The sequence below is a fragment of the Gymnodinialimonas sp. 202GB13-11 genome (assembly GCF_040932485.1).
Classification (GTDB): domain Bacteria; phylum Pseudomonadota; class Alphaproteobacteria; order Rhodobacterales; family Rhodobacteraceae; genus Gymnodinialimonas; species Gymnodinialimonas hymeniacidonis.
The window spans coordinates 2,033,408-2,046,330 of the sequence record NZ_JBFRBH010000001.1; the positions used below are offsets into that span (position 1 = coordinate 2,033,408).

Below are 12,923 nucleotides of genomic sequence, written 5' to 3' on the forward strand. Positions count from 1 at the left end.
CGTGTCTTCGGTGTGTTCTGTTATCTGCGACGTTGCAGGATGGTCACCGTTCCATCCGGTTGTCGAATGATGGCAAAGCATTGCTGTGCTTGGCAAATTCTTTGAATGCTGCCCGTGAAGGGCGGTAACATCGGCAGCACATTGGCCCCATCTTCTGCGCCAATGGCAGGGTCGATCAGGGGGGCGGAGGGCGTGCGCGGGGCCATCTGGGTCGCGCGGTCATCTTCGCCGATTTGCGGGCTGGTCGGTTCAACGCCAATCGGCGCGCGTGGAAGGGTTTGCGGGGCAAGCGGCACGGGCTGCGGGGCGGGTGCCGGCGCGGGCGCTGCATCCTCACCGCCGGAAGGCGCACTCAGACCCTCGCTGAGCGTTCCAACCCCGGGCACGGCACTAGGTTCGGGCGTTTCGACTTCTTGCGGTTGAGGCGAAGCTGGCGCAGGCGTGGGTGCTGGAGCGGGTGCGGGCGAAGGGGTCGGTGTTGGTGCAGGAGCAGGCTGCGGCGCGACGCTCGGTGCTTCGGGCGCTCCCTCTCCGATTGCAGGCGTCGTATCGGTCAGCGCAGATGGCTGAGTTTGCCCAAGACTGGTGCCTTGGGTCGAGCCTGTTTGCGCCCCGCCAACGGCAGGCGCATTGGGTACGACCTGAACGGGGGCAAGCACCTCCGCGCCATCTTCTGCGGGGCCTTCGGTTGGCGCAGGCGTCTGTTGCACATCTGCGCCCAGATCGCCGTCTAGCGTGGAGCCTTCGGTGCCACGATCCGCTGCGCCCGCATCGGGTGTATCGCTGTCCGGCGTATCACCGCCGCGCACGGGCTGTGGCGATTGTGGCTCCTCCGCCGGGGTCGCTTCCTCATCAAGAACCGGTTCTTCACTGCCCAGTTCGGTGCTTTCAGGCGTGTCTTCCGTGGGTGAGGCTTCCGCCCCCGCCGGGGCAGTTTCAGCGGCTTCTGTGTCTGCCGGACCCTCAGAGGGGTCAGCCTCTGCCTCTGCTTCGACGTCACCGTCCTCGGTTTGAGACGCTGGGGCAGAGCTGGTTTCAGGGTCGGTTCCTTCCGTTTCTGACGCAGCAACGGCCTCTTCCTCAGCGGGATTGGCCTCCAAGGCCGGGTCTTCAGCAGGGGTCGTATCTTCGGGGCTTTCAGCAGCGGGCACATCGGCGTCAGGGACGGCCTCGGGCGCGTCTTCCTCATCCGCTGCCGGTGTTGCAGGATCATCTTCGAGCAGCGTGTCAGGCGCTGGGTCCAAGGTTTCGAGTGTGGCAGGATCCGTATCTTCGACGGGGTCAACCTCGGCTGAGGCAGCCTCATCACTGGGTAGGGAGTCATCGGGAACACGCGCCTCGTCCTCAGCCACAGGCGTTTCATCCGCCGTGGGCGTGATCGTGTCTTGCTCGCTCGGCAGGCCGAAAATCAGCCCAAGTGCCAGTGCCGCCCCGCCGAGAAGGGCCGCAGGCACCAGCAGACTTCGTCGTTTTTCGGGCGGGTCAGGCTCAGATGGCTCCTCAGGCACGGCACTGGCCGTCGCCGCCCCGCCGCCGGTCGCCGCAGCTGCCGTGGCTCCGGCAACGGCGCGCTCGCCATCAGCATTTGCAGTGCCGGTTGCGGCCGCGATTCCGCCGCCGCCACCCATGCCTTGGGTCAATTGCAGCACCATGATCGCGGTGTTGTCCTGCGCCGGATCATCCAGATCAAACAGCGCCTGCATCAGGGCATCCGCAATCTCGCGGCTGCTCGCTTCCGCGCCAAGCCCTTCCAAAACCTTCACAATTTCAGCTTCATCAAGGTATTGCAGCCCGTCCGAGGCCTGGATCAGCACGTCGCCCGGATCGAGCACGGTAGCCGTCTTTGGCACATCCATCGACTTCACGCTGCGCCCCATCAGAACCGAGGTGAGCGCGTTACGATCCGGATGATTTGCGGCTTCTTCTTCCGTCAACTCGCCTGATTTCGCCATCTGGTCGATGATCGGCGCCATCGAATGATCTTCGTTGAGCTGCTTCAGCTTACCTTCCCGCCAAAGGTACAGCGGGCTGTCCCCTACGGAAGCCCAGTAAAGGCGATCCTCAAACAGGACCGTGGCAAGAAACGTCGCCCCCATGCCTTGCAACCGGCGATCATCGGCAGCGCGATCCTTGAGAACATCATTGGCCGTCTCGATGGCCGAGGTCAGCTCGGACTGGAGGGTTTGTTCCAGCGCCGCGCCGTCATGCATCAGGAATTTCAGGTGACTGACCGCGTCGATCACCACAAGGCGGCTGGCGAGATCCCCCGCCGCATGGCCGCCCATACCGTCTGCCAGCACGGCAAAGCCGCGATCCATCCCGCCATGGAAATCGGCAAGCAGCGTGTCCTCCTGATAAGGGCGTTTGCCCTGCCAGAGGGCCGTGGCGACGTCATATCCGATGGCGGTGCTGTCCCCGCCCGTGCCCTGCGGGGCGCTCATGCGTCGGCCCAATCGAAATCAGGGCCGCAGAGCGCGACAAACCGCAAGGCCGAGGCCCCAATGCGGATCGTGTCGCCGTGGGAGAGGCTTTCGGCGGTGAGCACAGGGGCGTCATTCAGGCGGACAAGGTTGGTTTTGCCGCCATGGCTGAGGTGAAAGCGTCGCGTTTCATGGTCGTACGTCACATAGGCATGGGCGTCTCGGCTGATCGTATCGTCGCCGAAATCGACCTGTGCGGCGTTCTCTGGCCCGCGCCCAACGGCGTTCATGCCCGCGCTCAACCCCACTGCCGCGCCGCGACCGGGCCCACTTGTCACCACAAGCCAGCCAACGACAGGCTGCGCATCCGGTTCTGCGGCCTCTGCCACCTCATCCACGCGCGATGCATTGCCATAACCATGAATGCGCGTCTTGGGGCGCGCGTGGCCGGAAGCATCCCGCCCCTTTTGCGCAGGCGGTGGATGCGGCGCTTCATCGGGGGTTGGATCATCCACCATCCGCGTGGACGCGCCCGTAGATTCCGCCGCTGGCACACCCAACGGCCGGGTCACGCCGGAGCTTGCGCCCGGTAAGGGCGGGGGTGTTGCGGGGCGCGGCGGGAGGCCGCCATCCAATTCGTCGTCCGTGAGGATGGGTTTCTTGGCCATGATCATCCTTTCACCGGCGCTGAGGCGGGTTGGGTTCAGTCGCCGAGTGTCTTGCTGTGTGGGCGTGGTCCAATTGGTAACACACTGGCGGCAAACGTGAAGGAATTTGGCAGCTTAGGCGAGTGGCGGAAATCCCTGCCGCGTGACCCTTTGCAATCACGGGCCCGTGTGCGGTGCTCTACGACCTCACCGCGCCGCAAAATGACAGAGCGTCAATCGTTGTCCGTCACACCGGCCCCTGCCCCTTTGGCCCGACTTTCCTCGGTCGCCGGGGCGTAGGTGCGGGATGCAAAATCCAACAGGATTTGCAGAGTCGCATCGTCAACGTCTGCACGGCGCACGGTCGTGCAAGGCTCAGGCGAAGCACAGCGCCCAATCCGCACCTCTGCCAGTGTTTGAGTCATGTCCGTGCCGCCGATCCCCCCGGCCCCGACCTGCACGACCTGATCGTCCACTGCCAGCGACACACCTGCCTCCGCATCTGCAAGCGCCACCAGAAACGGTGCAAGCAGCAACGGACAATGCACCTTAACCTGCATCCCACCTTGCAATGCGCCCGCATCGGACAGCGCCGCGCCCGTCGCAATCGGGCAGCCTTCCGCCACGCCATCAGTCGCCTGCAACAAAGTGGCCAAGGCGCCCGCGCCATCTTGGCCCCGCTCAACCAACCATCGTACGGCGAAGGCGGCTTCTTCTGCCATCCCGTGGCTGCGCCCTGCCCCGCGCGTGGCCTTCAATGCAAGGGATTGCACCTCACCCAGCGACAGGTCGTGCCTCATGGCGCAGGGTAGCTCCAATCATCAGGGTCAGCCGCCGCCAATTCATGCGGGAACGGCGCGTTCTGGAACATCGTGATCCGCAGCCAGCGGTCCGAGCGTGGATCAAACCGCGTCGCCCCAAAGAAGCTGAGTTTTGCACGCAATAAGTCGATCGGGGCCATATCGGCGTGGGTGGTGTTATCGCGCACCTCTGCATAGGGATGCGCCTCGGCAATCTGCAGGCGGCGCACCGTGTGGCGATGCTCCGGGTGGCGCAAAAGAAATGCGGCGACGGTGCCTTGCGCGCCGTCTAGCGCGGAATAAAGGGCTGCCGCATCCCGCGCCGGGCAAAGCGGCTGCGCGTACGGGTCCAAGTCTTCCTCCGCGCGTTCGCCCAATCGCGGCTCCAGCTTCTCGGCGGAGACATACCAGACCCTCGCCTGCTCTTCTGGCGCATCCCAATCCGTAGTCAGGGCTTCCGGATGCACCGCCTCGATCAGCTCCCGGATGTCGGCCACATCGCGCCCACCGTCGATCCGCACCGGTCCTTCATCGGCGGCCATGCAACCTGCCGCCGTGTCCACAATCGCGCCGTAGGGCTCAAGCAGCAGGGCGGCCAGTTGCTCCTGCCCCTCCAGGCCAAGCGTTCCTTCGCTCCAACGCCACAGGCGGTCCCACGGCAAAGGCGCCGCGAAATCAAATCGCTCCAGATGCGCAGACAGCGCCGCCATATCGGCCCGCAACTCCGCAAGCTTTGCCTGCTGGATCGGATGCTCCGACTGCCAGTCTTGCGCGTTCTTGGTCGCGCGCGCCGCATAACCGCGAAACACGTCGACCTTGTCGCCACTGGCCTGCGCCAAGCCCCGAACCTCGGCCAAGGCCCATTCGCGCGCGGCGATCCAATTGTGGATCAGGCGGGGGTGATTCATCAGGAACGGCGCCATGCCGAGGCCCGTCGAATTGCCTATGCCAAAGCGCCGCCGGAGCGCTGGATCAAGCGGCACGGCATCCGCGTTCCGCGCGCGGGCCATATGTTCCACCAGATCAAGCACAAAGGCGCGGATCAGGTAGACCGTCAGCATCTCTGCCTGAAACGGCGCGCTCAACTCGGGTCGGTCCGCGATTTCCACCCGATCCGCCGCGCCGAACTTGGCCGAGCCGTAAACAGCCGTCGTCCGCATCAGGTAGCCTACGCTTTCGACCAGATCGAGGTCCGGTTGCCGCCCCTCGGCCAGCCGCCCAACCACATGATCCCACAGCCGGACAGAGCGGTTCGCGCGGCTGAGCGTTAGCTCCCGACCCGAGACGCGGCCGGCCTCCTGCTTCGGCACATTGCCCCGCAACCGTTCGATATCGGCCGCCTCCGGCACGTCATCGAAAAGCGCAAACGTCGCGTCCCATGCGGTGGCGATCACCCGGTCAGAGCGTTGATCGGGCGGCAGATCATGCGCGAAGGCCACCAGCGAATAAGTCCGCTCAGGCCCCTTGGCGCTATAGACGGCATGGCCCACGCCCGCCGCGTCCACAGACCAGTCCGCACAGGAAAACTGCCAGTTCTCCGCCTTCATCCGTCGCAGGAGGATGCGCATGAAGCTGAGACGCGACTGGTGAAAACAGCCCATTCGCTTGAGTTTCATCACCACCTGCGGATCGCGCAGCGGAATGTCCTGATGTGCTGGCGCCTTCATGCGGCTGGCCCGAAGTTCTTGTCGAAGAAGTCCAGCCAATTGCCGCCCATAACAGCATCCACACCCGCCTGATCGAAACCGACCGCGCGTAGGCCCTCCTCCAGCTTTGGAAAATCGGAATTGGAGCGGAACCAATCGGGCTGCGGCGGGAAGCCCGCATTGTCAGCCGAGCCTTCGCCGTAGTCGATTTTCTTCGTCCAGCGCCCGACGCGCATCCATTCCACCACGCTGTCAGGCTGGTCCTGGCATAGATCGCTGCCAATCCCGAAATGCTGCACGCCATAGCGGTCCGCCATGTCAGCAATCATACCACAGAAACTGTCGAGCATGCAGTTAGAGCCATCTTTCAGATGATGCGGATAGATCGAGAACCCCATCATCCCGCCGCCCGCGACGACGGCCTCGATCACCACAGCCCGCTTGTTGCGCCGTGCCGGGTGCCAGTCAAAGGGATTGGCATGCGTAATCGCAATGGGCCGCGTCGAATGCTCCGCCGCCTCAATGGTCGAGCGATCCGCCGAATGGCTCATGTCCACCACCAGCCCCACCCGGTTCATCTCGGCCACCACCTCGCGGCCCATCCGCGTCAGGCCCATATCCTCGGCCTCGTAACAGCCCGTCGCCAGCAGCGATTGGTTGTTATAGGTCAACTGCATGAAGCGCAGCCCAAGCTGGTGCACAATCTCCACCAGCCCGATGTCATCCTCGATCGGAGACGGGTTTTGCGCCCCAAAAATGATCGCAGTCTTGCCCGCCGCCTTCGCCGCGCGCACCTCCTCGCCCGAGCCTGCGCGCACGATCAGATCGCCATGATCCTCGAAATACCGGTTCCACCGCTCAATCTGCAGAACGGTTTCCCGGAACACCTCATGGTAGACGATGGTGACATGCACCGCATCAACGCCGCCCTCCCGCATCTCCTCAAAGACGCGGCGCGACCAGTTGCAATATTGAAGCCCATCAATGCGCATGCTGACATCTCTCACTGACCCGGCGAACCCGGTCAAGCACCCTGCTTCCTTGTTTCAAAAATACCTCGGGGGAGTCGCCTCTGGCGACGGGGGCAGCGCCCCCAAAAAGGGGTGGGCGGGCGGGCCCGCACGCCCCTCACCCAAAGTAAATCGGCCAACGCGCCCGTATCGCTGCATCCATCGCCGGATCAACCTGACACGCGCCCTGCGCCAGTATCTCCTTCTTCCGCGCCGTCGCGTTCGCAATCAGATCGGGCTTTTCGGCCTCTTCCCATTCCTTCGGGCTCATCCGGTTGCCTAACGTCGGATAAACGAAGTCCGACTGCATCAGCGCCAGCGTTTTGTCGGTGCCCAGATAATGCCCCGGCCCGCCCAGACAGACCTCGGCCATTTGATCGAGCGCCATCGTCTCGTCATTCACTTCGATCCCCCGCACGCACCTTTGCGCCTGCCCGATCAGATCATCGCTCAAGATCAGGCTCTCCAGACAGAAACCCAGAAGCGAGGCATGCATGCCCGCCGCCTCGTAGACCATGTTCAACCCGGACAGGCCCGTCATAACGTTGGAGCACATCTGCTCCCACCCGGCCTGCATGTCGGGCATCTTCGCATCACTCGCCCCACCGGCCGCACCGCCCGGCACGCCATAAAACTGATGCATCTGCGCGCAGGCCGCCGACAAAAGCGCCTGCTCACCGGACCCCACGCTCATCGCCCCGGTGCGCAAATCCAACCCGAAGGGCCAGGTCCCGAATACCGCAGGATGCCCCGGCGCCATCGCATTCACATAGACAAGCCCGGCCAGACATTCCGCCGTCGATTGCACCACAGCGCCAGCTATGGTCGAGGGCGCCGTTGCACCTGCCATACCCGCACTCAACAAAAGCACCGGCATGCCCGCGCGGATGCAATGCTCCATCGTCTCACAGCTTTCCGTGGCGAATTTCATCGGCGGCACAACGAAGCAGTTGGTGTTGGAGATAAAGGGCCTCTCCCGCCACTTCTCCTCCCCACCTGCGAGCACATGGATCATCTCCATGCAAGGGGCGACGTGAGACGGATCACTGAACGACATGCCAATATGCTTTTGCGTCCCCGCCACGCAGGCGTAGATCGAGTTCAGGTCCATCTCCAGATTGTCTGCAATATCGCGGCAAACCATCGGGCGCTGGAAAAAATGCACGTTATCAAGAACCTGCGTGATGCGCGCCGCATCGTAGAGGTCCTGAGACGTCGAATGCCGATACGAATTCGTCTCGACCTCCACCACATTCACAGCCGCCCCCGCCGTTCCGTAATGCACTTTGGTGCCGTTCAGATGCAGGTCAAAGCGCGGATCCCGCCCGGGCAGCGTCACGTTACGGTTGGCCTTGGCCAGCATGTCCTCGACCAGTGCACGCGGATAGCGCAGCCGCCCGTCCTCGCCCAGAACAGCGCCTGCCGAGACCATGATGTCGATGCCCGATTGCGGGGCGTCGGCCAGTCCAATCGTCTCCAACGCCTCCAAAGCCGCATGGTGGATTTGCAGGATCTGCGCCTCGCTCAAGACCTTGAGCGTGCCGCCCTCCATCCCCGGACGGATCGGCCTCACATCATCCGGCAAAGCCGCCGCTCGTGCCGCAACCCGCGCTGCCCTTCCGCCGCCGCGCCGGCCCTTACGCTCCTGAACCTCAACCATCCGCGCTGCCCTCCCTAAGCATTGCATCAATCTCATCGCCCGACGCGCTCGCTTTGAACGGGGTCAGATCCCCAACCATCAGCCCGGCCATTCCGTCCCGGATCGCCGCATGGGTCAGCCGCGCCACCTGTGATCCCAGCGAAATCCGCCGCACACCCATCCCTGCCAGCTCCGCCACCGACAGGTCCTGCAACGGCCCGACCGCCAATGCATTCACGGGCGCTGATACCGCGCCCAACACCTGCGCCAACTCGGCCTTGCCCGGCGGCACAGGCAGGTAAAGGCAATCAGCTCCCGCATCCTCGAACGCTTGCAGCCGCCGGATCCCTTCCGCCAAATCGTAGACGCCGTTCATGATCCCGTCGGCCCGCGCCGTCAGTACGAATGGTCGCCCCAGAGATCGCGCAGCAGCCACGCCAGCCTTCACCTTTTCCAAAGCCAAATCAAAGTCATAAGCCGTCACGGACTCACCAAAGGCCATATCCTCGATCCCGCAACCCGACAGGCCCGCCTCGGCCGCCAAGCGGACAGTTTCGGCCACATCTTCGGGCGCATCTCCGAAACCGTTCTCAAAATCACCCGAGACCGGCAGGCTCGTCGCCGCCACGATATCCTCGGCATGGGCCAAGGCCTCGTCTCGGCTCACCCCCCCCATATCGGGCCGCCCCAGCGTGAAGGCATGGGCCGCCGAGGACGTGGCCAACGCCACCGCCCCCATTGCCGCCATCATCCGCGCGCTGCCACGGTCCCATGGGTTCGGCATCACGAAACATCCCGAACCATGCAAATCCGCAAACGTCTCGTGCCGCTCCGCCATCTTCATGCCAGCCTCCTCAGCGCACCGCGCAAAATCAATTTGTGGGGGATCAGAACCACGAGCAGATACAGCCGCCCGGCCCAATGGTTGTACCAGATCGAAGTGGTCACAGCCGCCGCGCCGTCGCGCATCTCGGTCAATATCGTGAAGGTCAGATGACGGTCTTTCAGGCCCAGTTCATAGGCTTCATCCGTCTCGGAGATCACCGGAAGGTCAGCCATCCCCTGCCCCATATCCGGTGTGTGTAGGCCGAATATCCCAACGACCCTATTGCGGATCGCCAGCGCCGCTTCAGCCCAACGCGGCATGGTTCTCAGCGCAGTTTCATAAGCTCCACGCGCCGTCGCAATCTCGGGCCGCACCGGTCCGGAATGCGTGTCCGCCCAATCTGGCGGCCGCAATGGGCGCTTCAGGCCGGTCACCGCCCCAGCCTCCGCGCGATTTCCGCGATATGGGCAGGCCCCGTCTCGCAGCAGCCGCCGACAATTGTGGCCCCCATCTCGACCCAAGTCATCGCGTGATCGGCATAGGCCTCTGGCCCCATATCCCGCCGCGCGCTCAGATCGCTGGCGGTGGTGCCGCCCTCCAGAAACGCCTTGGTGATCTGGGTGAACGCATTGGCGTATGCGCCATACGCCACACCGGTCCTCGCCAGAACCTCCAACGCCGCAGGCATCACCTCGGGCGCGGAGCAATTGGCCAATACTGCATCCGCATCCTTTGCGACGGCTACCGCATCCGCCACGGACTCACCTGAGCGCAAAAGCGACCCGTCCTCATCATCCACCGTCAGCGCCAGCCAGACCGGCCGCAACGTCTGCCGCCCCGCCTCCAGACAGGTCCGCGCGGCCTCAACGGAGGCAATCGTTTCAAACAGTAGCACGTCACAGCGCGGGGTCAGCGCCTTTGCGACCTCCGCGTAAAGCGCCACTGCCTCATCGAAAGGAGGGTTCAGGTCCGAGCGATAGCTGGCCCCGAGCGGCCCGATCGATCCCGCTACCTGCGCCTTGCCGCGCACCGCGTCGGCTTCATCCAGCGACCGCGCCAGCAGCGCCTCGAACTCCGCCTCCCGATCGGGCAGTTCAATCCCCTCACCTGCATAGTGGTTTGAGCTTGAGCCGCGAAGCCGGTCACGATGGATCGCGTAGGAATTGGTCGTCACAACCTGCGCGCCCGCGTCCACATAGTCGCTGTGGACCCCGGCCACCAGGCCCGGATGGTCGATCATCACCTGCGTCGACCAGAGCGGTTGGGCAGGCTGTCCTGAACGACGGATCAACTCCTGCCCCATGCCGCCGTCAAGGATCGTCACGTCCGCCATGTCACGCCCCCTGCGAGGAGGGTCGCAGACCCGAGGAGCGACGGCTCACGCACGGATTCGCTCATTCTGCGGATCCCAGAGCGGGCCATCACCTTGAACGGTAGCCTTGCAAATCTCGCCATAGATATTGACGTCCAGCTCTGTGCCAGGCTCGGCTAGATCAGCACGGACCATGGCCAGAGCTACGGAATGCCCAACCCGGTAGCCCCACGCTCCGCTCGTCGTCTCCCCCACCACGTCGCCATCCTTGATGATCGTCGACATATAGGGCGCGTCAGCCTCTCCGGCATCGACCTTGAGCGTCACAAACCGCTTTTTCACACCGCTCTGCTTTTCAGACAACAGCGCCGCCTTGCCGGGGAAATCCTGCGGTTTGTCGAACTTGATGAACCGCTCCATCCCGCCTTCCAACAAGGTGTAGTCGGTCGACAAATCGCCCTTCCAAGCGCGGTAGCCCTTCTCGATGCGCAACGCGTTCAGCGCGAACATCCCGAACGGTTTCGCACCAGCCGCCAGAACGGCCTCGTAAATCGTAGGCATCACATCGTTTGCCGCGTGGATCTCCCACCCCAGTTCACCGGCAAAGGACACGCGCGCCAGAAAGGCGCTTTGACCCGCCACTGTTGCCGTCTGATGCGTCAGCCACCCAAGAGACAGATCCGCGTCCGTGCCAATCTGCTCGAACAGATCGCGCGCCTTGGGGCCAGTCACGATCAGCGTCGATAATTCGGTCGTGTGATCGGTCAGGCTCACGCCCTCTGGCAGCCCATCGCGCCATAGCACCTCGTAATCATGCCACTGCGCAGGCGCAGCGGTGATCAGGGTGAAATGGTCCTCGTCATGCCGGATCAGCGACATCTCGGTCAGGATCCGGCCCCGCGGATCAGGGAAGTAGCCAAGGTTCATCCGGCCCACTTTAGGCAGCGCGCCCGCGATCCGGCCGCGCAGCCACTCCGCGGCACCGTCACCCGTCAGGTTGAAGCGCGAGAAACCAGGCAAATCGAGGACTCCGACACTATCGCGCACCGCCTCGCATTCTTCCTTCACCCGCTGTTCCCACGGGCCAGCACGCCCCCAGGTCTCGGTCGCCTCAAGCGAAGTATCGTCGCCGTCCTTCGCAAACCAATTTGCCCGCTCCCAGCCCGCAAACGCGCCCATCTGACCGCCCAGGTCACGCACCTTCGCATCGTTCGGCGACAGCTTCTTGTCGCGGCCCGCAGGCCAGGCCTTCCACGGGAAGTGCATCCCGTATTCGTGGCCATAGGTCTCAAGCGCCTTGGCCAGGCAATGCTCGTGATCGGTGTAGTCGGTGTAACGCCGCGGATCGACGGCCCACATGTCCCACTCGGTCATGCCTTCTGTGATCCACTCGGCCAGCACCTTGCCAGCGCCGCCGCCCTGCACGATGCCAAAGGTGAACGAGTGCGCCTCAAACGCGTTCTCAACCCCGGGCATCGGGCCGATCATCGGCAGACCATCGGGCGCGTAGGGGATGGGGCCGTTGATATTGCGGCCCACACCGCCCTCAGCCAGCAGCGGCACCCGCTCCATCGCATCCTCGATATACCATTCCAGACGGTCCAGATCGTCGGGATACAGCTGGAACGAGAAATCCTCGGGCATCGGGTCCTCAGGCGTCACCCAATGCGCCTTACAGTTGCGCTCATAGGGCCCGAGGTTCAGACCATGCTTGTCCTGCCGCAGGTAGTAGGAGCTGTCCACATCTCGGATCATCGGCAGCTTGCGCCCGTTGGCCTCGGTCCATTCCTTTACCTGCGCGATTTCCTCGGTCAGGAAATACTGGTGCGACATAACCACCATCGGCACCCGGCGCCCACCGAAGGGGCGGAACCACTCGCCCACGCGCTGTGCATAGTAACCGGCGGCATTGACCACGTATTCGCAGCGGATCTCGCCCTTTTCGGTCTCAACGATCCACTCGCCATTCTCACGCCGCACGCCGGTGGCGGGCGTGAAGCGATGGATCTGCGCCCCCAGATCGCGCGCGCCCTTGGCCATGGCCTGCGTCAACTGCGCGGGGTCAATGTCGCCATCATAGGGATCCCACAGAACCGCGCTCAGATCGTGGGTTTCCAGAAACGGGTAATACTCCTTGGCCTCCTCGGGCTCCAACATCTTCATGTCGATGCCCTGATACTGGGCCATGCCCATCACCCGCTCGAACTCCTGCTTGCGCTCTTTCGTGTGACCCAATCGCAAGGCGCCGGTCACATGGTAATTCATCGGATAGTCGACCTTTTCGGCCAGCCCGCGATACATCTCCAGCGAATAGCGCTGCATGTTCAGCACTGCCCAAGAGGTCGAGAAGTTCGGGCAGTTCCCCGCCGCGTGCCAGGTCGAGCCTGCCGTCAGCTCGTTCTTCTCCAAGAGCACGCAATCGGTCCAACCGGCTTGCGCCAGATGGTAAAGCGCCGAGGTCCCGACGGCCCCTCCCCCGATGATAACGACGCGTGCGGTGCTTGGCAGATCAGCCATGTTTCTCTCCCCTTGCGGGCGCTGCCATCCCGGCGCGCCTCCTGATTGTCTCGCGCGAAAGTATCGTATCGGAAACTCCGCAGTTCAATTCGCAATCAGCATCTGT

Annotated in this window: 10 protein-coding genes; all 10 read right to left on the reverse strand. The window is 63.6% G+C overall.

The genetic code is table 11. From position 1 onward, the window contains the following. Positions 1-20: 20 nt before the first annotated feature. The 10 genes from V8J81_RS10220 to V8J81_RS10265 all read right to left on the reverse strand — a co-directional run bounded on the left by V8J81_RS10220 (position 21) and on the right by V8J81_RS10265 (position 12,817). Positions 21-2,441, reverse strand: a complete 2,421-nt coding sequence (locus V8J81_RS10220) for a protein phosphatase 2C domain-containing protein (RefSeq protein ID WP_368475650.1) — start codon at positions 2,439-2,441, stop codon at positions 21-23. After that, positions 2,438-3,088: an FHA domain-containing protein gene (locus V8J81_RS10225; protein WP_368475651.1), complete on the reverse strand. Its 651-nt coding sequence runs from the start codon at positions 3,086-3,088 to the stop codon at positions 2,438-2,440. The genes V8J81_RS10220 and V8J81_RS10225 overlap by 4 nt, the downstream gene beginning before the upstream one ends. Before the next feature lie 212 nt (positions 3,089-3,300). Beyond that, positions 3,301-3,867, reverse strand: a complete 567-nt coding sequence (locus tag V8J81_RS10230) for a DUF3726 domain-containing protein (RefSeq protein WP_368475652.1) — start codon at positions 3,865-3,867, stop codon at positions 3,301-3,303. Then, the gene (locus V8J81_RS10235) at positions 3,864-5,534 is read right to left on the reverse strand and encodes a hypothetical protein (RefSeq protein WP_368475653.1); all 1,671 of its coding nucleotides are present in this window, start codon (positions 5,532-5,534) and stop codon (positions 3,864-3,866) included. The genes V8J81_RS10230 and V8J81_RS10235 overlap by 4 nt, the downstream gene beginning before the upstream one ends. Then, entirely contained in the window at positions 5,531-6,505 is a 975-nt protein-coding gene (locus V8J81_RS10240; protein ID WP_368475654.1) for a membrane dipeptidase, read from the reverse strand. The genes V8J81_RS10235 and V8J81_RS10240 overlap by 4 nt, the downstream gene beginning before the upstream one ends. Before the next feature lie 136 nt (positions 6,506-6,641). Beyond that, entirely contained in the window at positions 6,642-8,183 is a 1,542-nt protein-coding gene (locus tag V8J81_RS10245) for a trimethylamine methyltransferase family protein (protein WP_368475655.1), read from the reverse strand. Continuing rightward, entirely contained in the window at positions 8,176-9,006 is an 831-nt protein-coding gene (locus tag V8J81_RS10250; protein ID WP_368475656.1) for an isocitrate lyase/PEP mutase family protein, read from the reverse strand. The genes V8J81_RS10245 and V8J81_RS10250 overlap by 8 nt, the downstream gene beginning before the upstream one ends. Further along, positions 9,003-9,422: a DUF2867 domain-containing protein gene (locus tag V8J81_RS10255; RefSeq protein ID WP_368475657.1), complete on the reverse strand. Its 420-nt coding sequence runs from the start codon at positions 9,420-9,422 to the stop codon at positions 9,003-9,005. The genes V8J81_RS10250 and V8J81_RS10255 overlap by 4 nt, the downstream gene beginning before the upstream one ends. Further along, on the reverse strand, positions 9,419-10,321 hold the full coding sequence (locus V8J81_RS10260; protein ID WP_368475658.1) for a homocysteine S-methyltransferase family protein: 903 nt from the start codon (positions 10,319-10,321) through the stop codon (positions 9,419-9,421). Before V8J81_RS10260 ends, V8J81_RS10255 begins: the two co-directional genes overlap by 4 nt. Positions 10,322-10,366: 45 nt before the next feature. Further along, positions 10,367-12,817: a GcvT family protein gene (locus V8J81_RS10265; protein WP_368475659.1), complete on the reverse strand. Its 2,451-nt coding sequence runs from the start codon at positions 12,815-12,817 to the stop codon at positions 10,367-10,369. Positions 12,818-12,923 lie beyond the last annotated feature (106 nt).

Excerpts from the sequence above, each read along its gene's own strand:
- V8J81_RS10220 (WP_368475650.1), bottom strand. The coding sequence starts at position 2,441 with ATGAGCGCCCCGCAGGGCACGGGCGGGGACAGCACCGCCATCGGATAT.
- V8J81_RS10225 (WP_368475651.1), bottom strand. The coding sequence starts at position 3,088 with ATGGCCAAGAAACCCATCCTCACGGACGACGAATTGGATGGCGGCCTC.
- V8J81_RS10230 (WP_368475652.1), bottom strand. The coding sequence starts at position 3,867 with ATGAGGCACGACCTGTCGCTGGGTGAGGTGCAATCCCTTGCATTGAAG.
- V8J81_RS10235 (WP_368475653.1), bottom strand. The coding sequence starts at position 5,534 with ATGAAGGCGCCAGCACATCAGGACATTCCGCTGCGCGATCCGCAGGTG.
- V8J81_RS10240 (WP_368475654.1), bottom strand. The coding sequence starts at position 6,505 with ATGCGCATTGATGGGCTTCAATATTGCAACTGGTCGCGCCGCGTCTTT.
- V8J81_RS10245 (WP_368475655.1), bottom strand. The coding sequence starts at position 8,183 with ATGGTTGAGGTTCAGGAGCGTAAGGGCCGGCGCGGCGGCGGAAGGGCA.
- V8J81_RS10250 (WP_368475656.1), bottom strand. The coding sequence starts at position 9,006 with ATGAAGATGGCGGAGCGGCACGAGACGTTTGCGGATTTGCATGGTTCG.
- V8J81_RS10260 (WP_368475658.1), bottom strand. The coding sequence starts at position 10,321 with ATGGCGGACGTGACGATCCTTGACGGCGGCATGGGGCAGGAGTTGATC.
- V8J81_RS10265 (WP_368475659.1), bottom strand. The coding sequence starts at position 12,817 with ATGGCTGATCTGCCAAGCACCGCACGCGTCGTTATCATCGGGGGAGGG.